This is a genomic window from Clostridium sp. UBA1056 (assembly GCA_002316385.1).
GTDB lineage: Bacteria > Bacillota > Clostridia > Clostridiales > Clostridiaceae > Clostridium_J.
Map to the genome: position 1 here is coordinate 1 of DCDL01000009.1, position 24,208 is coordinate 24,208.

Below are 24,208 nucleotides of genomic sequence, written 5' to 3' on the forward strand. Positions count from 1 at the left end.
TTATACTGCGTCAACAGAACCCTTAGATAGTACTACTATCTGCGGAACCTGTTTCCTTGTCTAACTCAAAATATACTTCCCATCTTTGACTTGTTATTATTTTCAGATGCCTAAATTGAAATAATTTGGGTTATAGTATATAATTATTACTGAGTTTAAATAGGCGGCTGGTTCATTAACCAGCCTTTAATTTTAGGAGTGTATTACAATGATTGATAAATTGATAGAAAAGATTAATAGTAATTGTCACAATGTGGATATCAATTTTGTAAATAAGGCCTATGAGTTTTCTGTAAATGCCCATAAAGATCAAAAAAGAGAGTCAGGAGAGCCTTATATTATTCATCCCGTAGAAGTAGCTTGTATTTTGGCTGAACTGGGACTTGATACTTCCACTGTAGTGGCAGGACTTTTACATGATGTAATTGAAGATACGGAATATACCTATGGAGATGTTTGTAATATCTTCTCTGTAGAAGTGGCAAATTTAGTAGAAGGGGTATCTAAGTTAGGTAAAATAAAATATAAGTCAAAGGAAGAGCAGCAAGCAGATAATGTTAGAAAGATGCTTCTTGCTATGGCTAAGGATATAAGAGTGATACTTATAAAATTGGCGGATAGATTACATAATTTAAGAACATTAAAATATATGCCAGAGAATAAACAGAAAGAAAAGGCTAAGGAGACATTAGACATATATGCACCTTTAGCTCATAGACTAGGTATATCAAAAATAAAGTGGGAGCTAGAGGATTTAGCTCTAAGATACTTAAATCCTACGGAATATTATGACTTAGTTAAGCTTATCTCAGATAAGAGAAATGAGAGAGAAGAGCAAATAGGTCATATTATATCACAACTTAAATTGAATCTTAATATGGGTGGAATTACAGCGGAAATAGAAGGTAGACCAAAACACTTCTATAGTATTTATAGAAAGATGATTAAAAGTAATAAAACTATAGATCAAATATTTGATCTTACAGCAGTGAGAATATTAGTAGATGATATTGGAAATTGTTACGCTGCATTGGGAATAGTACATACTATGTATAAGCCTATACCAGGTAGATTCAAGGACTATATTGCTATGCCGAAACCTAATATGTATCAGTCCCTTCATTCAACAGTAATAGGGCCTTTTGGTAAACCTTTTGAAATACAGATTAGAACCTTTGAAATGCATAGAACTGCTGAATATGGTATTGCAGCTCACTGGAAGTATAAGGAGAATGTTCAGGATGAAGATAAATCCTTAGATTCAAAACTTTCTTGGCTAAGAGAGATGTTAGAATGGCAAGGAGAAACTTCTGATGCTGAAGAGTTTATGGAAGGCTTTAAGATTGATTTATTTTCTGACGAGGTATTTGTATTTACTCCAAAGGGTGATGTTATAAATCTGCCAAATGACTCTACGCCTATAGATTTTGCTTATGCAATTCATACTGCTGTAGGGCATAAGTGTGTTGGCGGTAAGGTCAATGGGAAGATGGTACCTCTTGATTATAAGCTTAGAACTGGAGAGATTGTAGAGGTAATTACAGCCACAAACTCTAAAGGCCCTAGTATTGACTGGCTTAATATAGTAAAGAGTAATCAAGCAAAGAGTAAAATTAAGTTATGGTTTAAAAAAGCTAACAGAGAAGAGACCATAGCAAAAGGAAAAGAGCTAGTAGATAAAGAGTGTAAAAAGCAAAATTGTATATTTTTACAAATAATTAATGAAGATATTATAGAGAAAATTATTAGAAGATACAACTTGAAGAATATGGATGATTTGTATCATGCAGTGGGAATAGGTGATATAAATCCTAATAGTATGATAAGTAAGCTGAAGGATGCTTATGATAAAGAACACTCTAAACAATTAAAGGCTAGTCAAATAAGCTTGATTCATGAGGAGAAAAATAAAAAACAAAAAAGTAATAATTACTCTGGAGTTACAGTTAAGAATATGTCTAATATTCAAGTAAGGTTTGCAAAGTGCTGTAGCCCTGTATATGGTGATGATATTATTGGATATATTACAAGAGGAAAGGGTGTATCCATTCATAGAAGTGACTGTAAAAACGTAATTAATCTACAAGAAAAAGAAGATCACAAGATAGTTGACGTGGATTGGGGAAAAGAAAATAAGGATAAATATATTGCTGAGATAGAAGTAAAAGCAGAAGATAGATTAGGTGTTCTTACAGATATTATAGAGATATTAGGACTTGTTAAGGCTAATATTTTATCAATAAGTGCTGTAACTAATAAACATAATATAGCTGTCGTAAGCTTGAAAATAAATATTTCTAGCATAGAGCATTTAAAGGATATTCAGGCTAAACTTAAGAAAATTAAAGATGTTAAGGATGTATATAGAAAGAAACAGTAATAAGGGGTGTTTAATATGAGAGCTGTTGTGCAAAGAGTTGAATCTTCAAAGGTTGAAGTAGATAATAAAGTTATTGGAGAAATTGGAAAAGGAATTAACTTGCTTGTTGGGATAAGTAAGGAGGACACTAAAGAAGATATTGATTATATAGTAAGAAAAGTTCTTGGAATGAGAATTTTTGAAGATGAAAATGAAAAAATGAATTTTTCTCTTCAGGATATAGATGGAGAGCTACTATTAATATCTCAATTTACTCTATATGGTGACTGTAGAAAAGGAAAAAGACCTGATTTTATGAAGTCACAAGGGGGAGAGGCTGCTAAGGAATTATATAATGAATTAGTAGAAGCTTTTAAAAAAGAGGTTCCTAATCTACAAACAGGAGAATTTGGAGCTGATATGAAGGTAGAAATTATAAATGATGGACCAGTAACACTTTTACTAGAGAGTAAAAAGGATTTCTAAAAGGTTTAAAAGATATACGGGATTTTGAGGTGATATTATGATTATAAAAAAAATGATGGCAGGAGTCTATGCTGCCAACTGTTATATATTATTTGATGAGGAAACAAAGGAAGCTGTAGTTTTAGACCCAGGTGGAGATATTGATGATGTGTGTAAGGCTCTTAATCAATTAGGAGCCAAAGTTAAATATATCATTTTAACTCATGGTCACTTTGACCATACTACAGGGGTAGATGGTCTAAAGGCAGAAACAAGAGCAACTGTGGCTATGTCTAAGGAAGATAATGATATGATTTTAAGTAATAGTATGTATTATGGGCCGCTTATTAAAGGTGGGGCAGATCTTTTATTAAAACATGGTGATGTATTAAGATTTGGTAAATATAAAATAGAAGTTTTAGCAACACCAGGGCATACTCCAGGGGGAATATGTCTTTTAGCAGATGGCAATATATTTACAGGAGATACTTTATTTAAAGGCTCAATAGGAAGAAGTGACTTAGCTGGTGGAGATCACAATAAGCTTATAGCAAGTATTAAAAATAAATTAATGCCTCTTAGTGATAGTATAGCAGTTCATCCAGGTCATGGACCAAGTAGTACTATAGGTCAAGAGAGAATGGAAAATCCATTTTTATAAGTAAGACTTCAAATTTGATATTTGGCTAGGATAAGTAAAATACACTTTAAATCAATGATTTAGATGAGTTAATGAAAAATAAGGAACTGATAAAGTATGATAGAAAATATAAAATCTATAAAAGTAAAGTTAAGTAATATGAACTTTAGATATGATGTATTCCTTATGATAAATTTGTTCTTTAGTTTTATTAATATAGAATTTATAAATGAGGAATTTGATTTATCTATAGATATAGATGAAGAAGCGGGAAATGTTATTATTAAAGATAATGAAGGATTATTTAACTATGAAATTAATAGAAGTTACAAACCTTCAGAGGAAGTTAAAAAGGCATTGTTCATATATCTTAGAAAGGTCACAGGAAAATTTCTTCCATGGGGAACCCTTGTAGGAATAAGACCTTCAAAGAAGGCATTGGATCTTTTAGAAAAAAGATATAGTGAAGATGAGGTAATAAAAGAATTTAAGGACAGACATGAAACTAGTGCAGAGAAGGCACAGCTTTGCATAGATGTAGCTAAGTATGAAAAAAGTATAGTAAATAAAGATGAGAATACTGTAAGCATCTATGTAGGTATGCCTTTCTGTCCAACTAGATGTGTGTATTGTTCATTTACTTCAAATCCTATAGGAGGAAAAGCAGCTTTAGTTAAAGAATATCTTAATGCTATTACCAAGGAAATAGAAGCTATAAGTAAATATGTATCAGAAAAAAATTTAACTATAGAAACTGTTTATTTTGGGGGTGGTACCCCGACAGCTGTAAATGATGAAGAGTTTGAAGATATAATGAATAAAATCTACAGGGGATTTGTAGAAGGTAATAATGTTAAAGAGTTTACTGTAGAATGTGGAAGAGTAGATAGTATTACAGAAAAAAAACTACAATCTATGAAGAGATATAAGGTTCATAGAATTAGCATAAATCCTCAAACTATGAATGATGATACTTTAAAAAGTATTGGCAGAAATCATAATAGTAAAGCGGTAGAAGAGTGCTTTAATCTAGCTAGAAATCTTGGTTTTGATAATGTAAATATGGATATGATAGTTGGACTGCCAGGAGAAGGTTTAAGTCATATAAATAAAAGCTGTGAAGAAATACTTAAACTAAATCCGGATAGTATAACTATCCATGGAATGTCTGTTAAAAGAGGCTCTAGGTTACATGAAAATTTAGTTAATAAAGGTCAATTTACTATTCCTAATCAAGATGAGTTAAATGCTATGTATACAGCTACAAAGAAGTTATCCTTAGCTCTAAATATGAAGCCTTACTATATGTATAGACAAAAAAATATGGTAGGTAATATGGAGAATGTAGGTTATTGTAGGAATGAAAAGATATGTATATATAACATTCAGATGATTGAGGAAAAGCAAACTATTATAGCTCTTGGTGCAGATGGAGTTTCAAAGGTTGTTTTCTTAGATGAAAATAGGATAGAGAGATTTGCAAATGTTAAGGATGTAAAAGAGTATAATAATAGAATAGAGGAAATGATAGATAGAAAGATAGAATTGCTCAATACATTATATTAAAACAATTATGTACATAGGGTTTTAGGTGAAATTTTATTTGAGTAATGATATTATAATATATTTTAGATTTAGTAATTAAACAGGAGGAGTTTAAATGGGAGAATCACTTAATGGACTTAAAAGAACCATTATGTGTGGTGAAGTAAGAGAAGCGAATATTTCTGAAAAAATCACTGTTATGGGTTGGGTTCAAAGAAAAAGAAATTTAGGAAGTCTAGTTTTTGTAGATTTAAGAGACAGAACTGGATTATTACAAGTTGTATTTGGTGAAGAGATAAATAAAGAAGCCTTTGAAAAAGCCGATTTAGTTAAATCTGAGTACTGCATAGCTGTTACTGGAGAGGTTATCAGAAGAGAATCTCCTAATAATAATTTACCAACAGGGATGGTAGAGCTTAAAGGTGAAAGTATTAAAATACTTTCAGAATCAGAAACTCCACCTATATATATTAAAGAAAACTTAGATGCTAGTGAAAATATAAGATTAAAATATAGATACTTAGACCTTAGAAGACCAGATATGCAAAAAATATTAATGACCAGACATAGGGCTTCAAAGGTAGTAAGGGATTATCTAGATGAAAATGGATTCTTAGAAATGGAAACACCAATGCTTACTAAGAGCACACCAGAAGGCGCTAGAGATTACTTAGTACCTAGTAGAAACTATCCAGGAATGTTTTATGCATTACCACAATCTCCACAAATATTTAAACAATTATTAATGGTTTCTGGCTATGATAAGTACTTCCAAATTGTTAAATGTTTTAGAGATGAGGATTTAAGAGCTAATAGACAACCGGAGTTTACTCAAATAGATATGGAAATGAGCTTTGTGGAAATGGAAGACATTATAGCTCTAAATGAAGGACTACTTAAGAGAGTATTTAAAGAAGTTATAGATGTAGATGTACAGCTTCCAATAAGAAGAATGCCTTATGCAGAAGCTATGAATAAATATGGTAGTGATAAACCAGATTTAAGATTTGGTATGGAAATACAAAATATTACTGAAGCAGTAAGAGGTACAGAATTTGCTGTATTTAAAGGTGCCATTGAAAATGGTGGCTCAGTAAGAGCTATTGTAGCTAAGAACTGTGCAGATATGGGCAGAAAGAAAGTTGATAAACTAGGTGAGTTCGTTAAAACTTACAAAGCTAAAGGACTTGCATGGATAGCTTATAAAGAAGGAGAGATAAAATCTCCAATAGCTAAATTCTTCTCAGAAGAGGATATGACTAAACTATTAAATGCTGCTGGAGCAGAAGTAGGAGATTTAGTTTTAATAGTTGCAGATGTTGATAGTGTAGTACTTCAATCACTAGGTGCTTTAAGATTAGAGCTGGCTAAAGAACTTGGAATCTTAGAAGGAAATAAGGAATTTAACTTTGTATGGATTACTGAATTCCCAATGTTTGAATATGATGAAGAAGAGAAGAGATTCGTAGCTCTTCACCATCCATTCACAGCACCTATGGATGAGGATTTAGCCCTTCTAGAAACAGATCCAGGCAGCGCTCGTGCTAAGGCTTATGACATAGTATTAAACGGAGAAGAGCTTGGTGGAGGAAGTATAAGAATTCATGATACAAATCTTCAACAAAAGATATTTAATCTTTTAGGGTTTACTGATGAGAGTGCATGGGAAAGATTTGGATTCTTATTAGAAGCATTTAAATACGGACCACCACCACATGGCGGACTTGCATATGGATTAGATAGAATGGTAATGTTCCTTGCAGGAACAGATAACATAAAAGATGTTATTACATTCCCTAAAAATCAAAATGCTTATTGTCCAATGAGTGAAGCACCTAATGTTGTTGATAAGAAACAACTAAGTGATCTTGGAATTGAAATAAGTAAAGTGGAAAAATAAATTATAAAAGCTTTAATTATTCTTTAGAATAATTAAAGCTTTTATGGTTATAATAACTTTATAAAACTATTGATACTTATTGATTGATATATATTTTATAATTGCAATTTAATTATGATTGCTATATAATAATACTAAAGAATATTCTGCTGTGTGCGTGGAAATGGTTTATGTTGAGCCAACATTTCAACATAGTGGCTGATGTTCTCGTTATGGAGTGTTGACAGACTATTTTATAGTTAGTACCAGAAGTAATGAGGCGATTCCACCCCTGGTAGACAGGGTTCAAATATCCCATCAAGACGGCACAGTGGGTATCAATAGTTTTAATATTAAGGAGGAAATATTTATATTTGCTCCTTTCTTATATGTATATAAAGTGAAACCTAACTTTAGAGGAGTTTTATTCCGTACTGAAGTTAGGTTTCATTTATTTATGATGTATAACTGTTTATCTCTTACATTTATATGGAAGGAGTATTATATTGATATACATAAAATATAAATAATATATTACTTATTTTCTTCTTTAAGTTGAAGCTTTCTCATTTTTAATTTTTGGAATAGACGACTTAAAGTGGATACTAAAATAATTCCTACAGCTATAACCCCTGCTAAAGAAATGGTTTCAATTCCATAATTTAATGATTCAAAAACATTACCTTTAACTGCCTCAAAAACCGTATAATACATTCCACTTCCAGGAACTAAAGGAATAAGAGAACAAACTAAAAATAATGTAACAGGATTTTTTAAAACCCTAGAGAAAATTTCAGCATAGACACTAATGCTAATAGAGGCTATTAGCATAGCCAATACGTTAGAGTCTGATAGATTTAAAGTTAGACTATAAAAAAACCACCCCACGGCTCCACCTAGAGCGGCAAAGAATAAATTTTTATCCCTTACATTAAAGAGAACTCCAAAGCCTAAGGAAACAATAAAGGCATATATAACTTGGAAAAACATTTTACACTCCTCCTATAATAAACATCCATAGTTTGAAACTAAAGGCAGTTCCAATCGCAATGGCTCCGGCTATCATTATAGCTTCTAGGGTTCTTGAGAGACCTGAAATAAGATCTCCAGCTATAGTATCACGAATAGCGTTGGTGATAACAAGACCCGGAACAAGTAACATAATTGAACCTATAATTATCTTATCTTGATGAAATATAGGATTTATATAGGAAAAGAAAATTCCAATTATAGCTGCTAAAGTACCACCTGCCGCATTAATAAAAAAGTCATTAACATTTAAACGCGATAGCATTGAAGATAATAGATTAATTAGGATTCCTACACAAAAGGCTATAATAAAATCACCAAAATTACCTCCAAAAAGAAGGGTAAATGTTCCAGTGGTTACTCCTGCAAAAAAAGTTTTTATTCTGTTGGTATATTTTGGGAAGCACCTTATGTATTTTAATTCTTTATCAAGCTCATGTAAGGTCAGAGGCTCACTTTGCATCTTACGAGATAGATTATTTATCAAAGCTACCTTCTCTAAATCGGTGGATCTAGAAGTAATTCTTTTAATTATAGTACTACTTCTTCCGTTTTCATCTACGGTGGAGGTTATTATAGCTGTAGGTGAAACAAAACTTTCAGCATTAGCTATATTATAAGATTTGCAGATCATATTTATTGTTTGCTCAACTCTATAAGTCTCCCCACCATTTTCAAGCATTATTTTTCCAGCCTCGGCAGCTAGGTTTACTATAATATCATTAACCATAATAGTACTCCTTTGTTATATAAACTAAAACATTATTATAATATATTATTATTGAAACGCTTCAAAAATATTATAGAACAAAAAATGCGATAATGCGTAATTGTTAGAATAATAAATTTATTATATTACAATATTATGTTAAATTAATTATATAGGCAAATATTATAAATTTACAACAATGAACAGCGACTTTGATTATGATATTGTTTTCAAGTTTATGATTAATTATATGGGGATAGCTAAGGAGGATTTTATGGATAATGTAAATGTATTATTAGAAAGTCTAATTAGTAATTTAAAAGAGGGGATTCATATAGTTGATAGTGAGGGGAAGACTATCTACTATAATCATGCCATGGAAAATATAGAATGCATGAAGAGTGAATATGTTATGGGAAAGGAAATTCACGAATATCTTAAAGATATAGAGCATTCAACAATCCTCGGGTGTCTAAAGAGTGGAGTCACATATAAAGATACTATACAAAACTATAGTAATGGAGCTGGAAAGATAATAACTAGTGTGAATTCTACTATTCCAGTGATTATAGATGGAGAAGTAAATGCAGTAATTGAAATAGCTAGAGATATGACTCAAATAAAAAAATTAAATGAAACTATATGTGAATTAGAGAACAAAGGTAAATCAGAAAAGCGTTTTTATACCTTTAAAGATATTATAGGAAATAGTGAGGAACTAAATGAGGAAATCTTAAAAAGCAAAAAGGCAAGTATATCTAATTCATCTGTACTTATATATGGAGAGACTGGCTGTGGTAAAGAACTATTTGCTCAGAGTATACATTATGAAGGAATAAGAAAGAATAATCCGTTTATAGCTATTAATTGTGCAGCAATACCCAGTGCGCTTTTAGAGGGAATGCTATTTGGAACAGTTAAAGGTAGCTTTACAGGAGCAGAAAATAAAAAAGGATTATTTGAAGAAGCTCATAGAGGAACTATTTTATTAGATGAAATAAATTCTATGGAACCATATCTACAATCTAAATTATTAAGAGTTCTTCAAGATGGATATATTAGACCTCTAGGTAGCAATAAAATTATTGATGTAGATGTAAGGGTTATAGCAACAATAAATGAAGAAGCAGATAAACTCATAAGAGAAGGGAAGCTTAGAAAAGATTTTTACTATAGATTAAGTGTAATAAAAATAATGATACCACCTCTTAGAAAACGTAAGGAAGATATAAAGGAGCTATGTGATTTCTTTATAAATTATTATAATGGTATTTTATATAGAAATGTAAAAGGGATTAGTGAAGATGTGATGGATGGATTTTTTAGTTATAATTGGCCAGGAAATGTAAGGGAACTAAAAAATGTCATAGAAAGTGCAATGAATATGGTAGAAGATGGAGAGATTTTGACCAAGGAGTGCTTTGGTCATAAAATCAATTCAGTAGTAGATACAGCTGTAGAAGAGGGGTTTAATGGTGAATTTCCTTTAAATGAATATATAGATAATATTGAAAAAGGTATAATAGAGAAGAGCTATAAGAAAAATAATAAAAATATAACAAAAACCGCAGAAGAATTAAAAATATCAAGACAAAATCTTCAATATAAGCTAAAAAAGTATAAGTTGATCTAATGAATCTGTTTATTATTAAGGCATTAATATATGCAGCAAATATAAATAAAGTGTTAAATTAGACAACAAAATTTATTAAAATAAAAAGAAAAAGATGCAAGTGCCTAAAATTAGGCAAAGCGTATGCAAAATTATTTGCATACGCTTTTTTCATAGATAAAATCGAGTGTATATAGAAAAATTTTTTGCAGTAAAATTTAAAAGATATTGGAATTATATACATTTTTCATAATAAAAGTTAGAAAATATAGAGAATTCTATATTTTTATTGGCATGAAAATTGCTGTAATAGATATTAGTGAAATATATAAAAATAATTTAATCATAAGGGGGATTAGAAAATGGAAAATGTTAAAGTAGCAATCTGGGGCTTTGGAGCTATGGGAAGTGGAATGGCAAAGATGCTTCTAACTAAAAAAGGCGTAGATATAATAGGTGTTTGTGATATGCACCCTGATAGAGCTGGGAAAAGTATTTTTGAAGTTCTGGGAGTAGAGAGAGGCAATAGAAAGGATGTAATAATAAAAGCTAATATAGACGAAGTATTAACAGAAAAATGCTGTGATATTTGTTTATGTGCAACTGATTCTTTTACTAAAAATGCTTTTCCAAAATTAAAATCTGTACTTGAAAAGAAAATAAATGTTATATCTACAGCAGAGGAAATGTCTTATCCTCAAGCTAAAAATCCTGAACTAGCTGCAGAGCTAAATAAGGTTGCAAAGGAAAATGGAGTTACAATTCTTGGAACAGGTATAAACCCAGGATTAATTATGGATTTACTTGTTGTATGCTTAACAGGTTGTATGACTGAAGTAACTCATGTAGAAGCTAAGAGAGTAAATAGCTTATCTCCATTTGGACCAGCTGTTATGGAAGAACAAGGAGTTGGCATGAAGGTTGAGGATTTCAATGCAGGAGTTAAGGATGGAAGCTTAGCAGGTCATGTTGGTTTTATAGAATCTGTAAATATGATAGCAGATGCCATGGGATGGAAAGTTGATAAATTTGAACAGCAAATGGCTCCAATAGTAACTACTGTAGATAGAAAATCACCTTATGGCTTTGCAGCTGCTGGAGATGTAGCAGGAGTTAATATGACAGGTCAAGGATATGTTGATGGAGAAGTAAAAATAGATATGATTCATCCACAACAAATTGAGCCTGAAATGGAAGGTACATTTACTGGAGATTATATAACAATTAAGGGTACCCCAGAGGTTAATATGTCAATTAAACCAGAAGTTGATGGTGGACTTGGAACAATTGCTATGTGCGTTAATATGATTCCTCATGTAATTAATGCTAATCCAGGATTAAAAACAATGATAGATTTACCAGTACCAAGAGCTATAATGGGAGACTTTAGAGATTTTATAGATAGATAATATATAGATTATTTATTTTGAATTATATTTGTTTCGGGGGTGAAGGTGTTGATTAAGAAGGGCACATTTATTGAAATAGAAACAGTTGTATTACAATGTGAAGATAGATCACCAGCAATTCCAGAGGATACAAAGGAAACTCCACTTAAAATGTGGGTTAGAGGCTTTGTAAACTCAGATTGTGAGCTGGGAGACGAAGTTGAAATCACTACAACTATTGGTAGGACTATGAAAGGAATAGCTAAGATAGTAGAACCTTCATATTCTCATGACTTTGGTAGTTATGTAAGTGAGATAGCTTATATTGGAAAACAAGCTAAGGAAATGATTTTCAATAATTAGTTGTACAGAAAGTAGGTGATTAATATGAATAAGTATGAAGAAGTTATGAGCAGAAAAAATCAAATTATGATTAAGTCTGTGGGAATGGATTTTGATAAGTATGAAAGAGGAAGTCTTGCCTTTGATTATGAAGGAATGATGAGAGATATAGGATATTCCCTAAGTGATATTATGAAAATTCAGAGAGAAGTAGGAGTTGGAAACACACCACTTTTAGAGTTAAGAAATATTACTGCATTAGCAAGAAAAGTGTCCAAGACTGGAAAAGCTGCAAGAATATTTGTTAAGGATGAAAGCTGCAATCCATCTGGAAGTTTTAAAGATAGAAGAGCCTCTGTATCAGTTTATGATGCTAAGGAAAGAGGATATAAAGGTGTTGCATCAGCTACTTCTGGAAACTATGGAGCTGCAGTAGCATCTCAAGCAGCTATGAAGGGATTAAAATGTACTATTGTTCAAGAGTGCTATGATTCTAAAAAAGTAGGACAACCAGAAATTCTTGAGAAGGGTAGAAAGTGTGAATGGTTAGGAGCTGAAGTTTTACAACTAACAGTAGGGCCAGAATTATTTTACACTTACCTAGAAACTCTAGAGGAGACTGGATTCTATAATGCATCATTATATTCTGCTTATGGAATAGCTGGAGTTGAAACTTTAGGTTATGAGATAGCTACTGAATGTAGAGAAAGATTTGGTAAAGATCCAGAAGCAGTAGTAATTACCCATGCCGGTGGTGGAAATGTTACTGGTACTGCAAGAGGACTTATAAAGGCTGGAGCTAACAATACACAAGTTATTGGAGCTTCTGTAAATTTACAAGGTCTTCATATGGCAAGTGATAAAGCCTTTAATAGAAAATCCTTTACTACTGGGCACACAGGTTTTGGTATACCATTTATGGTATGGCCAGATAGAAGTGATGTACCAAGAAGTGCTGCAAGGCCACTTAGATATTTAGATAGATATGTAACCTTACCTCAAGGCGAAGTATTCTATATGACTGAGCTTTTGGCACAACTTGAAGGGTTAGAAAGAGGACCAGCAGGAAATACATCTTTAGCAGCGGCTTTTGTTATAGCTCAAGAAATGGATGATGATGCAATTATAGTTGTTCAAGAAACTGAATATACTGGAGCAGGAAAGCATATAGTTCCACAATTAACTTTTGCAAAGAAAAATGGAATTAAGGTGCTAAGAGGTAATCCTATGGATGAGATTCCAGGCGAAAACATAATACTTCCACAAGATCCGTCTTATCTACAAGTAGACAACAAAGATTTAAATGATTATAGAAGATCATTGATTAAAAATACAGTAAAGCTTTTAAAGGAAAAGGAAGTTGAACAGATAGATTTAGACTTCCTATGTGAAGAGACAAAGCTTGAAAAAGAAATAGTTATAAATATTCTTAAGGAATTTGAGGTTACTGTAAAGTAAGGCATCTGAAAATAAATAACAAGTGAAATATACGTTATTTATTTTTTGAAGATGCCTAACATTAAAAATATAAGTAAATAGGGTTAAAGAAAATAATGTGTGAAATAATTAAAATACCATTAGGGGGAGAGAAGTAGTGAAAAGAGAAGACGATTTCGAAATAAGAAGAAAACATTTAGCAAATTTAAGTGATGAAGAATTATATGAGAGATTTTGGAAATTAGCGGAAGAGATAGTAAATCCGATGGTGGAATTAGCATATGGAAACACATCATCCTCTATAGAAAGATCGGTACTTCTTAGAATGGGCTTTTCAAGCATAGAATCTCAAGCTATAGTTCAAGAAGGTTTAAAAGCAGGTCTTCTTGGAAAAGGTATGGGAAATGTAGTTTTAAAATATGGAGAGCTTAAAAGAATGTCATATTTAGAAGCTGGTAGAGAGCTTGGAGAAGGTAAAGGCTGGAATGAAGTAACTAATTTATTTAGGGGGGATAAATAATGCTAGATATAAATAAGAAAATAGATGTAGCAGAAATACTTAAGGACTTAGATAAGTATGAACCTAAAAGAAGAGGTTGGCACTGGAGAGAAGAATACAAAGAACCGATGGGAGAGTTTGAATATAAAGAAATATCAAAACCTCTAAAAAATAGTAAAGCACTTCCATCAGCAACTAGCTTTGCTAATATAGATCCTCAACCAATGTCAGTAATAACCTCTGAAGTAGCTTCAGGTAGATTTGAAGATGATATTAGAAGAATGAGAATGGCAGCTTGGCATGGTGCAGATCACATAATGGTTATTAGGACTGCAGGACAAAGTCACTATGACGGTTTAATTGAAGGAAGTCCAGAAGGTATAGGCGGAGTTCCAATCACTAGAAAAGAAGTTAGAGCTACAAGAAAGGCTCTTGATATGATTGAAGAAGAAGTTGGAAGGCCAATAAACTTCCACTCTTATGTTTCAGGTGTAGCAGGTCCAGATATTTCTGTAATGTTTGCAGAGGAAGGAATAAACGGAGCTCACCAAGACCCACAATATAATGTGCTTTATAGAAATATAAATATGATTAGATCCTTTGTAGATGCAGCAGTAGCAAAACATATAATGGCCTCTGTAGATATGCTTCAAATAGACGGAGCACATAATGCAAATGCAACAGCAATGAAGGGATATAAAGTAATGCCAGAGCTTATGGTTCAGCATGCTATAAACTCTAAATTCTCTGAAATGGTTGGAATAAAACCAAGTAACATAGCTCTATCTACAGTTCCACCAACAGCACCACCAGCTCCATGCTTAAGATATGACTTACCATATGCTGTAGCTCTTAGAGACTTGTTTAGAAATTATAAAATGAGAGCACAAATGAATACAAAATATATGGCTTCATGTACTAGAGAAGCTACTGTAACTCACTCATTAAACTTATTGATATCTGAGCTTACTTCAGCAGATATTCAAAGTACAATTACTCCTGATGAAGGAAGAAATGTACCTTGGCATTATAACAATATCCATGCTGTAAATACAGCTAAACAAGCCTTGATTGGTATGGATGGCTTAATGGATATGATAGAGCTTAAGAAGGAAGGATATCTTCCAGAGAAGGTTAGAGAGCTTAAGGAAAGAGCAGTTCTATTCTTAGAAGAAATGATTGAAAATGGTGGATACTTTAAAGCTGTAGAAGATGGATTCTTTGTAGACTCAGGTGAATATCCAGAAAGAAATGGTGACGGTATAGCAAGAAAGATAGATGGTGGTATTGCAGTTGATACAGTAGTTCCAAGAGATAAGGATTATTTTGCACCTGTATGCTCTCACTTTGGATATAATAATGTACCAGAACAATATGAACATTCTTGTGATCCTATAAGTGGATGTACATTATGCGATCATAGTAAGATAGTTTACATTGATGAATTAGATGAAGAAGATAATGTTAATACAAGAATGGAAAGAGTAAACGAGGATGAAGATGCAATAATTCCAGAAGTTGAGTGGAAAAATGATGGTTATGTATCTACTACATTATTCATTCCAGAGGAAGAAAATATTGCAGAAGCTGCAGCTCTTGAAATTGGTAGAAAGATGAATTTAACAGATGTAGAAGTTATTCATAAACAAATCATGCAAGATGCTGAAGGTACTTTAGTTGAGATTAAAGGTAAAGTGAGCTTTGTTATTAAGAAATCAGAGCTTAAGATTCCTGAAAAACAAGAGCTTTTACCAGATGATGTAATGAGAGCTTACGTTAAGGAGCATCCTATTAGAGTAGTAGCTGCTACAGTTGGAGAAGATGAGCACTCTGTTGGACTAAGAGAAATTATAGATATTAAGCATGGTGGTATTGAGAAATATGGTGTAGATGTAGTATACCTTGGAACTTCTTGCCCAGTAGAAAAACTAATAGATGCAGCTATAGAAACAAAGGCTCAAGCTATAGTGATGAGTACTATTATTACTCACAATGATGTACACACTAAGAACATGCAAAAAATTCATAATCTATGTATAGAGAAGGGTGTAAGAGATAGATTTATAATAGCTTGTGGAGGAACTCAGGTAACTAACGAAATTGCTGTAGCTCATGGTATGGATGCAGGTTTTGGTAGAGGAACTCATGGAAATAACGTTGCTTCCTTTATTATTGAAACATTAATGAAAAAAGACCAAGAGTAATTTAAAATATAACTAAATTAAATGGACATAAAATAATTTAAAGTGTAAGACATCATATAAATTATGGGGATTGTCTCAGAATAATCAAACTAAGTTTAAATTAGGCATCTGAAAATAAATAATAANNCTATCTAAGGGTTCTGTTGACGCAGTATAATACAAAATAGACGAGTATTCTGACTTATTTATTTTTGGAAGATGCCTTAATTAGAGATTAATGCTTAGTAGAATTTTGAGATATCCCTTTTAAACTAGGAGGGAAGCTATGAGAGTTGAATATTTAATAGCTGAAATCGGAAGTACTACAACTGTAGTAACAGCTTTTAATTTTAAAAATGAAGTAGAGCTTGTAGGACAAGGTAAGGCATTTACATCTGTTTTACAAGGTGATGTTACTATTGGACTTAAAAATGCAATTAAAGAAATAGAAGAACAGCTAGGAGAAAATATTGAATATGAAAGAATGATAGGCACTAGTAGTGCTGCTGGTGGCTTAAAAATAACTGTTCATGGATTAGTACAGGATATGACAGTTAAAGCAGCTAAGGAAGCTGCTCTTGGAGCTGGTGGAATTATAAAGATGGTAACAGCAGGTAGGCTCAGAAGAACGGATATTAAAAAAATAAGAGAAATTAATCCTAACCTTATAATGATTGCTGGAGGTACTGATTACGGAGAGAGAGAAACTGCCTTAGACAATGCAGAAATCATAAGAAATGCAGATCTAAATATTCCAGTTGTTTACTGTGGGAATATAGCAAATCAAGAAGAAATAAAAGAAATATTTGAAGGTAAAGAGCTTTACGTAATAGATAATGTGTATCCGAGAGTAGATGAATTAAATGTGGAGCCTGCTAGAAGTATAATTCAAGATGCTTTTGAAGTAAACATTATTAAAGCTGGGGGTATGGATAAGATTAAGGAAATGGTAGATGGAGCTATAATGCCGACTCCAGGAGCTGTAATGGAGGCTACTAAACTACTTTATGAAGTAATTGGAGATGTAATAGTGGTAGATGTAGGGGGAGCTACCACAGATGTTCATTCAGTAACAGAAGGTAGTGTGGAAATTTTAGATATATTAGTGACTCCAGAGCCAAAGGCAAAGCGTACTGTAGAAGGTGATTTGGGGGTATATGTAAATAGAGAAAATGTATTAGACCTTTTACAGAGCTACGAGTTAGAAGGAAAATTAAAAGAAGATATAAATAGCTTAATTAAGCCTATTCCGTCTACAGAAGAGGAAAGATATTGGAGTAGAGTACTTACTCAGAAGGCCGTAAATACTGCTATTGATAGACATGTAGGACAGATTAAAAGAGTGTATAATTCAGGAAGAAAGTTTAGTGCCTATGGAAAGGATTTATCTATGGTGAAGTATATAATAGGTACAGGCGGTGCTCTAACTAGACTAGGTAAGGGAGAAGAAGTTTTAGAGAGCATAAAGGATGTTAAAGGAGACATCACTATGCGTCCTACGGAGGATGCAAAGGTAGTCCTTGATAATATGTACATTATGGCATGTGCTGGAGTTCTAAGTAGAGAAAATAGAGAAGCTGCGATAAGGCTACTTAAAGCTAGTTTAAAATTATCTGATATATAGGTACTATAATTACCTTATTGCATATGAAAAAGTATTTTGGAGAGCAAAGGAAGATGAGATCTACTATGATATAGCTTATAGTAGCACTCTGAAAAATTAATAAGTCATGGAGTTTGTACCGTAAAGGAGCGTTAAATGATGGAAAACAAATATCCAATTATAGAGTTCGAAAAAGAAAACTTGACTTATAATACTCAGCTTGAACCAGATTTATGGAAAGAAGAATCAAAGGATAGATATCCACGAATAGAGATTGATTTAAAAAAGTTAACATATAACGCTAAATTTCTGTTAAATATATGTAATGGAAAGATGATAGATGTAGCTGTAGTAACTAAAGTATTTTGCTCAGAACCAAAAATTGTTAAGGGAATTTTAGATGCAGGAGTGAAGACTATAGGTGACTCTAGAGTAGCTAATTTGAAGAAAATAGTAAATTTACCTTGTGATAAGTTGCTTCTTAGAATTCCAGCCCTTAGTGAAGCAAGAGAAGTAATAAGATATAGTGATATTTCCCTAAATTCAGAGATAGATACAATTAAAGCATTATCAGAGGAAGCAGTGAAGGCTAAGAAAACTCATAATATAATTTTAATGATTGATTTAGGAGATTTAAGAGAAGGGGTTTTAGAGAAGGATGTTTTAGAAATCTCAAGAGAAATCATTAAATTACCTAATATAAAATTTAAGGGAGTAGGGACAAATTTAACTTGCTATGGAGGGGTAATACCTGATGAAATAAACCTAGGGAAACTACTTAGTATAAGAAATCAAATAGAAGAAAAGTTAAAGATTAAGTTGCCATTAGTGTCAGGAGGAAACTCTAGCAGTCTCTATATGGTAATGAATAGGACCATACCAGAAGGAGTTAACAATTTAAGACTTGGGGAGTCAGTAGTATTAGGAAGGGAAACAGCCTATGGAAGAGACATATCTGGAATGTTTAAAGATGTTTTCACTTTAAAGGGAGAAATTATAGAAATTAAGGATAAGCCTTCTGTGCCAACAGGAAATATTGGAATGGATGCCTTTGGAGAGGTACCAACCTTTGAGGATAGAGGAATAATAAAAAGAGCCATAATTTCCATGGGAAGACAAGATGTAAGAATAGATGGAATAACTCCTAGAGATAAAAAAATAAAAATATTAGGTGGTAGTAGTGATCATCTTTTATTAGATGTGACAGAGAGTGGAGAAGCATATAAGATAGGTGATATAATTTCTTTTGATGTAGATTATGGAGCACTGTTATCTGTAATGACATCAACTTATATAAATAAGTTTATTTTGTAAATATAAAGGGACTATCTCAAATATAAATAGATTGAGATATCCCTTTATTATATTATTTTTTATATGTAAATATATAAATTTGCCTTTAGATTATTATATTAATACTTTAAAAGCTATATAATGTAATACATAAAGTAAGGCATCTTCAAAAAAAATAAATAAGTCAGAATACTCGTCTATTTTGTNNNNTTTGACTTGTTATTTATTTTCAGATGTCTAAATTAAATATTGGGAACAGATATAAAAATTTTAATTTGAGGAGATGATTTTAATGGTTGATTTTAAGTTATTCACTGAAGATTTAAATGTAGCAGTGAGAAATCTACATGAAAAAGGTGCCTTTTTAACTGTAAAGGCAGGAAATGAAGTTAATACCATGACTATAGGTTGGGGAAATGTTGGTTTTCAATGGGGTAAATCTATATTTACAGTGTTAGTAAGAAAACATAGACATACTTTTTCTATCATAGAAAAAGCTGATAACTTTACTGTGACAATTCCTCTTGATGATAAATTAAAAGAAGAAATTAAATTTTGCGGTATTAAATCAGGAAGAGATTATGATAAGTTTAAAGAATGTAATTTGAAGCTTATTCCAGCTAAAACTGTAGATACTCCAGTAATAGATAAGGCTAATGTATTGACTTACGAATGTAGAATAGTTTATAAACATGAAATGAGTCCAGAGTTCTTATCCGATACAATAAAAAGCTCAAGCTATCCAGCAGAAGACTATCACGTACTATATGTAGGTGAAGTAGAAGCTTGCTATAAGCTATAAAGTAGAATTTAATAGAGAAATTAAACTAACTAGTGCTTTCTCAAGATAAGTTTAATTTTATCTATATAAAAAGTTAAAAAGCTAAAAAGTTACCTATACAAAAAGTTAACTTTTTAACTTTTTAAATAGTTGGTACTGGGTTAATAATTATGAGTTTATAGAACAATTTCCCCTTTAATTGGTGAAGTTGAAGGAGAAATTGTCCTAATAGTGATTTTAGATTAATGAATAAGCTAATATGGCTACTTGTATAACAAGGATAACAGGAATACCAATAGTAAATTTTTTATGTTTAGTTTTATGTCTAAAGATGTTCATACCAGCTAACATACCGATTGAGCCACCTATGATAGATATGCCTATAAGGGCTTTTTCACTAATTCTCCATTGATTCTTAATAGCTCGTTTTTTATCTGCTAACATGATAAAAAATCCAACTAAGTTTAAGACTATTAAATATAAAACAAATATATTAAACATAGTACCTCCTAATAGTTAATCATATTTTTAATTTTAGTTTATACTATAGAAAAATAAAAGGTGTAATTAAGAGATATTTAAGTTAAATAGTAATTAAATTTAATAATAAAATATTAAAAATTCATCAAAATAAAGTATAATTAGTAGGTAATTTGATTAACATAATAGGTTTAACTAGATTAATTATAGTAAAGAGCTATTAAAGAAAGGATGTAATATTGTAGATGTTTGATTTAGATGATTGCATTGCATTTATAACAAATAAGAGTGCTAAAAAATTAGCAGATGAATTTAATAGAAGGTTACAAGAGTATGGTACAACTAGAGTACAATGGATAGCTTTATTTTATATAGGTAAGGTAGGTGAAATTTCTCAAAAGGAACTTTCAGATTACATGGATATAAAAGAATCTTCTATGGTAAGGCTTATAGATAGAATGGAGAAGGAAGAATTAGTGGAGAGAAGAAAAGAAGTTGAAGATAGAAGAATAACAAAAATAATATTAACAAATAAGGGAAAGTTTTTAAGAGAAGAGTTAATGCCTATAGGACAGGCATTTCAGGATGATGTATTACAAGGAATACCTAAAGAATATTTAGGTATTTTTAAGGATGTCTTACAAAGGATGATAGATAATATATGTTAACCATTGACAATGCCACCATACGATGGTATTTTTATATTATAAATACTTGCAATGCTAAGTATTGCACTAGCAACTATTAATAATATGGGGGTATAGATATGAAAAAAGATGTAAGAGAAATGTTAAATGACTTCATGAATGGACTAGGTGAATTAGGAGAAACTAATGGAGAGAATGTTAACGCTTTCATGGGATTATTAGGTACAACATATGCAGAAGGTGCATTAGATACTAAAACAAAAGAATTAATTAGTGTTGGAATTGCAGCTTATAATAGATGCGAATACTGTATAGTTTTCCATGTTTATAAAGCTTTAGAAGCAGGAGCAACAAGAGCAGAAATAATGGAAGCTGCTATGGTATCTGTTGCCTTTGGTGGTGGTCCAAGCATGGCATATTCTGTAACACTACTAAAAGATTCTATTGACGAATTTGAAAAAGATTTTAACTAGTTAAGATTTTAAATTTAAGCCCCTGGGTGTTATGCTCAGGGGCTTAAATACAGAATCTTAAATTTATATATTATATTTTCTAGTATTAAAGGAGAAATTAAAATGGATATTAAATTAGAAAGTTTAACGGGAAAAAGTAAATCAGCTAAGGTAGGAAAAATTAATATAAAGGTTGGAGATAATATTAAATTAAATGAAGTGTTACTTCAATTAGAAACTAATAAGGGAAATTCACCTGTAAAAGCTAAAGGAAATTATAAGATTGAAGGAATAAAGATTGAAGAGGGACAGGAAGTAAAAATTGGAGATACACTATTTATAGTAAGTGGAGAAGAGTTACCAAAGGAAACTAAAAAAGTCGATTACTTTGGAAATTTGATGCAAGGTAAAAAAGAAAAGTTGAGTATAGACCTTTTAGTAATAGGTGCAGGTCCTGGAGGCTATGTTTCAGCTATCTATGGAGCTAAAAAAGGGTTAGATACTGTTATAGTTGAAAGAGATAACTTAGGTGGAACATGTCTTAATGTAGGGTGTATACCTACAAAAGCTTTAGTTAAATCTGCTGAGGTATATAATGAAGCAATAAATGGAGAGGAATTTGGTTTTGAAATAAAAGATATAAAACTAGATATGAAAAAGGTTATAGCTAGAAAAGATAGAATTAGAAATAATCTAGTTGGTGGAATAGAATATTTATTAAACAAAAATAATATAAGGCTTATAAAAGGACAGGCATCCTTTATAGATAATCATAATGTTATAGTGAAAAAAGGTAGAGATGAGTATACTATTGAAGCTAAAAATATAATTATTGCTACTGGTTCTAAAATCTCAAAAATAAATATTCCAGGTATAGATTTACCTTTTGTGTTAAACAGTACTAAAGCTCTTAGTAGTACAGAACTACCTAAATCTATCACTATAATTGGTGGCGGAGTAATTGGTATGGAATTTGCCTTTTTATATTCAAACTTTGGAGTTAAAGTAAATGTAGTTGAATATGAAAATAGAATTCTTAATATGATAGACTTAGATGTTTCCGAGGAAATACTTGATATAGCAAAATCTAAAGGTATAAGCGTATATACAAGCTCCAAGGTCACTAGAATAGAAAAGTCTGAGTCAGGAGAAGGCATAGTAATATTTGAAAATGAAGATAAAGAAAAAATGATAGTTTCAGAAAAGGTATTAGTAGCTATAGGAAGAGAACCTAATATGGATGAATTAAACATAGAAAATACTGATATAGAGCTAAATGATAGAAATAGAGGCATAAAGGTTCAAGATAATCTAAAAACAAACGTAGAAGGAATATATGCAATTGGAGATGTCAATAACAAGATTCAGCTAGCTCATGTAGCATCACATCAAGGAATTATAGCGGTAGATAATATTTTAGGAGAAAATAAAGATATGCAGTATGAGTGCATACCTAATGTAATATTTACAGCTCCAGAAATCGCTTCCGTTGGACTTACAGAAAAGCAATGTATAGACAAAAAGCTTAATATTAAAATAAGCAAATTCCCTTTTTCGGCTAATGGTAAGGCTTTAACTATGGGACAAGAATATGGATTTATTAAAATAATAAAAGATTTAGATTCAAATAAAATAGTTGGAGGATCGATAATAGGGGCAGATGCTTCATCACTGATAAGTACTTTGACTCTCATTATACAGCAGAATATATCAGAAGAAATGATAGCAGAAACTATATTTGCGCATCCAACCACAGGAGAAGTTGTTCATGAAGCAGTATTAGGATTATCTATAGGAGCAATACATTATAATGAATAAAGTAGTCATATCCAAGGAAACTAATCCATACTATAATTTAGCTCTAGAAGAGGAGCTATTTAGAAATATACAACCAAAGGAAACTATATTATACCTTTGGCAAAATGAAAATACTGTAGTCATTGGAAGAAATCAAAATCCATATAAAGAATGTGACTTAGATTACATGAAGGAAAATAAGATTACACTAGCAAGAAGAATATCTGGTGGTGGAGCAGTTTTTCATGATTTAGGGAATTTAAACTTTACTTTTATAACAAAGGAAGTTAATAGTAATTTAGATAAGCAACTTAAAGTTATAAAAGATGCTGTAGAGGAGTATGGTCTAAAAGTGGAATTCTCAGGAAGAAATGATCTACTTCTAAATAATAGAAAATTTTCAGGACACGCATTTTATTGCGAGGATGGAAACTATTTTCACCATGGTACTCTTATGATAGATGTAGATATTACTATGTTAGAGAAAGTTTTAACTCCTTCTAAGATAAAACTGAAATCTAAAGGTATAGAATCAGTAAAAAGTAGAGTAATAAACTTAATAGATATTTATAATAAATTGACGGTGGAAAATTTAATTCAGTCATTAGTAAATTTCTTTAAAAATATTTATGGAGATGTTGAAAATATAGATGTTTATAATATGAATAGTTATGTACCTAGGCTATATGATAAATATTCTAGTAAGCTATGGAATTATGGTGAAAGTCCACAATATGACATAGTATTAGAAGAAAATACTAGCATAGGGAATGTAGATATAAGTTTACAAGTGGAGTCTGGAAAAGTAGTCAAAGCTAAAATATTTTCAGATACTTTAGAGGAGATAGATTTACAGAAAATTGAAGAAAAGATTATAGGAGTGTTATTTTCTAGAGAAAAAGTTATAGAGCTAATAGAGGAGTATACGAAGCTTAAGGCATCTTGAAAAAATAAATAAGTCAGAATGCTCGTATATTTTGTGTTATCTGATGACTACACGCTCTAATACTCCCATCGCACTCTGTGAAAGCGATTAGCACCAAATCAGAGATTTGGGCTCTCTGCTTT

Annotated in this window: 21 protein-coding genes and 1 other RNA gene; 19 read left to right on the forward strand and 3 right to left on the reverse strand. The window is 31.5% G+C overall.

The annotated features are described in order from the left end of the window. Positions 1-208 precede the first annotated feature (208 nt). The 6 genes from B3W71_RS03365 (at position 209) to ssrS (ending at position 7,229) form a co-directional block, all read left to right on the forward strand. On the forward strand, positions 209-2,380 hold the full coding sequence (locus B3W71_RS03365) for a bifunctional (p)ppGpp synthetase/guanosine-3',5'-bis(diphosphate) 3'-pyrophosphohydrolase (protein WP_346887533.1): 2,172 nt from the start codon (positions 209-211) through the stop codon (positions 2,378-2,380). A gap of 15 nt (positions 2,381-2,395) precedes the next feature. After that, positions 2,396-2,845 carry a D-aminoacyl-tRNA deacylase gene (gene dtd / locus B3W71_RS03370; protein WP_346887534.1) on the forward strand — a complete coding sequence of 150 codons (450 nt, stop codon included), beginning with the start codon at positions 2,396-2,398 and terminating at the stop codon, positions 2,843-2,845. Positions 2,846-2,882: 37 nt separating this feature from the next. After that, complete coding sequence (locus tag B3W71_RS03375) at positions 2,883-3,485, forward strand: MBL fold metallo-hydrolase (RefSeq protein ID WP_346887535.1); 603 nt, start codon at positions 2,883-2,885, stop codon at positions 3,483-3,485. Positions 3,486-3,581: 96 nt separating this feature from the next. Continuing rightward, entirely contained in the window at positions 3,582-5,030 is a 1,449-nt protein-coding gene (locus B3W71_RS03380) for a coproporphyrinogen III oxidase (RefSeq protein WP_346887536.1), read from the forward strand. 94 nt (positions 5,031-5,124) lie between these two features. Beyond that, on the forward strand, positions 5,125-6,909 hold the full coding sequence (gene aspS, locus B3W71_RS03385; RefSeq protein WP_346887537.1) for an aspartate--tRNA ligase: 1,785 nt from the start codon (positions 5,125-5,127) through the stop codon (positions 6,907-6,909). Positions 6,910-7,049: 140 nt separating this feature from the next. After that, positions 7,050-7,229, forward strand: a non-coding RNA gene (ssrS, locus tag B3W71_RS03390) — 6S RNA. Positions 7,230-7,422: 193 nt separating this feature from the next. On the opposite strand, the gene B3W71_RS03395 is transcribed toward ssrS, so the two are convergent. Then, on the reverse strand, positions 7,423-7,878 hold the full coding sequence (locus B3W71_RS03395) for a threonine/serine exporter family protein (protein WP_346887538.1): 456 nt from the start codon (positions 7,876-7,878) through the stop codon (positions 7,423-7,425). Position 7,879: 1 nt separating this feature from the next. Further along, positions 7,880-8,647 (reverse strand): threonine/serine exporter family protein, encoded by a 768-nt coding sequence (locus tag B3W71_RS03400; protein ID WP_346887539.1) that lies wholly within the window; start codon positions 8,645-8,647, stop codon positions 7,880-7,882. Positions 8,648-8,900: 253 nt separating this feature from the next. Here B3W71_RS03400 and B3W71_RS03405 point away from each other — a divergent pair, with 253 nt between their 5' ends. The 9 genes from B3W71_RS03405 (at position 8,901) to B3W71_RS03445 (ending at position 19,785) form a co-directional block, all read left to right on the forward strand. Continuing rightward, on the forward strand, positions 8,901-10,259 hold the full coding sequence (locus tag B3W71_RS03405; RefSeq protein WP_346887540.1) for a sigma-54 interaction domain-containing protein: 1,359 nt from the start codon (positions 8,901-8,903) through the stop codon (positions 10,257-10,259). A gap of 341 nt (positions 10,260-10,600) precedes the next feature. Next, positions 10,601-11,647: a 2,4-diaminopentanoate dehydrogenase gene (ord, locus tag B3W71_RS03410; protein ID WP_346887541.1), complete on the forward strand. Its 1,047-nt coding sequence runs from the start codon at positions 10,601-10,603 to the stop codon at positions 11,645-11,647. Positions 11,648-11,692: 45 nt separating this feature from the next. Further along, positions 11,693-11,989: a 2-amino-4-oxopentanoate thiolase subunit OrtA gene (ortA, locus tag B3W71_RS03415; RefSeq protein WP_346887542.1), complete on the forward strand. Its 297-nt coding sequence runs from the start codon at positions 11,693-11,695 to the stop codon at positions 11,987-11,989. A 24-nt stretch (positions 11,990-12,013) separates the two neighbouring features. Continuing rightward, complete coding sequence (gene ortB / locus B3W71_RS03420; protein ID WP_346887543.1) at positions 12,014-13,426, forward strand: 2-amino-4-oxopentanoate thiolase subunit OrtB; 1,413 nt, start codon at positions 12,014-12,016, stop codon at positions 13,424-13,426. A 136-nt stretch (positions 13,427-13,562) separates the two neighbouring features. Beyond that, positions 13,563-13,925, forward strand: a complete 363-nt coding sequence (locus B3W71_RS03425; RefSeq protein ID WP_346887544.1) for an ornithine aminomutase subunit alpha — start codon at positions 13,563-13,565, stop codon at positions 13,923-13,925. Further along, positions 13,925-16,108 carry a D-ornithine 4,5-aminomutase subunit OraE gene (oraE, locus tag B3W71_RS03430; protein WP_346887545.1) on the forward strand — a complete coding sequence of 728 codons (2,184 nt, stop codon included), beginning with the start codon at positions 13,925-13,927 and terminating at the stop codon, positions 16,106-16,108. The genes B3W71_RS03425 and oraE overlap by 1 nt, the downstream gene beginning before the upstream one ends. Before the next feature lie 265 nt (positions 16,109-16,373). Further along, complete coding sequence (locus tag B3W71_RS03435) at positions 16,374-17,711, forward strand: GlmL-related ornithine degradation protein (RefSeq protein ID WP_346887546.1); 1,338 nt, start codon at positions 16,374-16,376, stop codon at positions 17,709-17,711. Between the two features lie 135 nt (positions 17,712-17,846). Continuing rightward, positions 17,847-19,004, forward strand: a complete 1,158-nt coding sequence (orr, locus tag B3W71_RS03440; RefSeq protein WP_346887547.1) for an ornithine racemase Orr — start codon at positions 17,847-17,849, stop codon at positions 19,002-19,004. 271 nt (positions 19,005-19,275) lie between these two features. Beyond that, the gene (locus tag B3W71_RS03445) at positions 19,276-19,785 is read left to right on the forward strand and encodes a flavin reductase family protein (RefSeq protein WP_346887548.1); all 510 of its coding nucleotides are present in this window, start codon (positions 19,276-19,278) and stop codon (positions 19,783-19,785) included. Between the two features lie 216 nt (positions 19,786-20,001). Here the strand turns inward: B3W71_RS03445 and B3W71_RS03450 are convergent, their stop codons facing one another. Beyond that, entirely contained in the window at positions 20,002-20,265 is a 264-nt protein-coding gene (locus tag B3W71_RS03450; protein WP_346887549.1) for a DUF1294 domain-containing protein, read from the reverse strand. 224 nt (positions 20,266-20,489) lie between these two features. On the opposite strand from B3W71_RS03450, the gene B3W71_RS03455 reads away from it, so the two are divergent. The 4 genes from B3W71_RS03455 to B3W71_RS03470 all read left to right on the forward strand — a co-directional run bounded on the left by B3W71_RS03455 (position 20,490) and on the right by B3W71_RS03470 (position 24,086). Next, positions 20,490-20,912, forward strand: coding sequence for a MarR family transcriptional regulator (locus B3W71_RS03455; RefSeq protein ID WP_346887550.1), 423 nt, complete (start codon positions 20,490-20,492; stop codon positions 20,910-20,912). 98 nt (positions 20,913-21,010) lie between these two features. Beyond that, entirely contained in the window at positions 21,011-21,364 is a 354-nt protein-coding gene (locus B3W71_RS03460; protein WP_346887551.1) for a carboxymuconolactone decarboxylase family protein, read from the forward strand. Positions 21,365-21,466: 102 nt separating this feature from the next. Beyond that, positions 21,467-23,161 carry a dihydrolipoyl dehydrogenase gene (gene lpdA / locus B3W71_RS03465; protein ID WP_346887552.1) on the forward strand — a complete coding sequence of 565 codons (1,695 nt, stop codon included), beginning with the start codon at positions 21,467-21,469 and terminating at the stop codon, positions 23,159-23,161. Beyond that, positions 23,154-24,086 carry a lipoate--protein ligase gene (locus B3W71_RS03470; protein WP_346887553.1) on the forward strand — a complete coding sequence of 311 codons (933 nt, stop codon included), beginning with the start codon at positions 23,154-23,156 and terminating at the stop codon, positions 24,084-24,086. The genes lpdA and B3W71_RS03470 overlap by 8 nt, the downstream gene beginning before the upstream one ends. Positions 24,087-24,208: the final 122 nt, after the last annotated feature.

Coding starts and splice junctions, on each gene's coding strand:
- B3W71_RS03375 (WP_346887535.1), top strand. CDS start 2,883: ATGATTATAAAAAAAATGATGGCAGGAGTCTATGCTGCCAACTGTTAT.
- B3W71_RS03455 (WP_346887550.1), top strand. CDS start 20,490: ATGTTTGATTTAGATGATTGCATTGCATTTATAACAAATAAGAGTGCT.
- B3W71_RS03400 (WP_346887539.1), bottom strand. CDS start 8,647: ATGGTTAATGATATTATAGTAAACCTAGCTGCCGAGGCTGGAAAAATA.
- ord (WP_346887541.1), top strand. CDS start 10,601: ATGGAAAATGTTAAAGTAGCAATCTGGGGCTTTGGAGCTATGGGAAGT.
- B3W71_RS03470 (WP_346887553.1), top strand. CDS start 23,154: ATGAATAAAGTAGTCATATCCAAGGAAACTAATCCATACTATAATTTA.
- lpdA (WP_346887552.1), top strand. CDS start 21,467: ATGGATATTAAATTAGAAAGTTTAACGGGAAAAAGTAAATCAGCTAAG.
- B3W71_RS03380 (WP_346887536.1), top strand. CDS start 3,582: ATGATAGAAAATATAAAATCTATAAAAGTAAAGTTAAGTAATATGAAC.
- aspS (WP_346887537.1), top strand. CDS start 5,125: ATGGGAGAATCACTTAATGGACTTAAAAGAACCATTATGTGTGGTGAA.
- oraE (WP_346887545.1), top strand. CDS start 13,925: ATGCTAGATATAAATAAGAAAATAGATGTAGCAGAAATACTTAAGGAC.
- B3W71_RS03395 (WP_346887538.1), bottom strand. CDS start 7,878: ATGTTTTTCCAAGTTATATATGCCTTTATTGTTTCCTTAGGCTTTGGA.
- B3W71_RS03405 (WP_346887540.1), top strand. CDS start 8,901: ATGGATAATGTAAATGTATTATTAGAAAGTCTAATTAGTAATTTAAAA.
- B3W71_RS03435 (WP_346887546.1), top strand. CDS start 16,374: ATGAGAGTTGAATATTTAATAGCTGAAATCGGAAGTACTACAACTGTA.
- B3W71_RS03450 (WP_346887549.1), bottom strand. CDS start 20,265: ATGTTTAATATATTTGTTTTATATTTAATAGTCTTAAACTTAGTTGGA.
- B3W71_RS03460 (WP_346887551.1), top strand. CDS start 21,011: ATGAAAAAAGATGTAAGAGAAATGTTAAATGACTTCATGAATGGACTA.
- B3W71_RS03445 (WP_346887548.1), top strand. CDS start 19,276: ATGGTTGATTTTAAGTTATTCACTGAAGATTTAAATGTAGCAGTGAGA.
- dtd (WP_346887534.1), top strand. CDS start 2,396: ATGAGAGCTGTTGTGCAAAGAGTTGAATCTTCAAAGGTTGAAGTAGAT.
- orr (WP_346887547.1), top strand. CDS start 17,847: ATGATGGAAAACAAATATCCAATTATAGAGTTCGAAAAAGAAAACTTG.
- ortB (WP_346887543.1), top strand. CDS start 12,014: ATGAATAAGTATGAAGAAGTTATGAGCAGAAAAAATCAAATTATGATT.
- B3W71_RS03365 (WP_346887533.1), top strand. CDS start 209: ATGATTGATAAATTGATAGAAAAGATTAATAGTAATTGTCACAATGTG.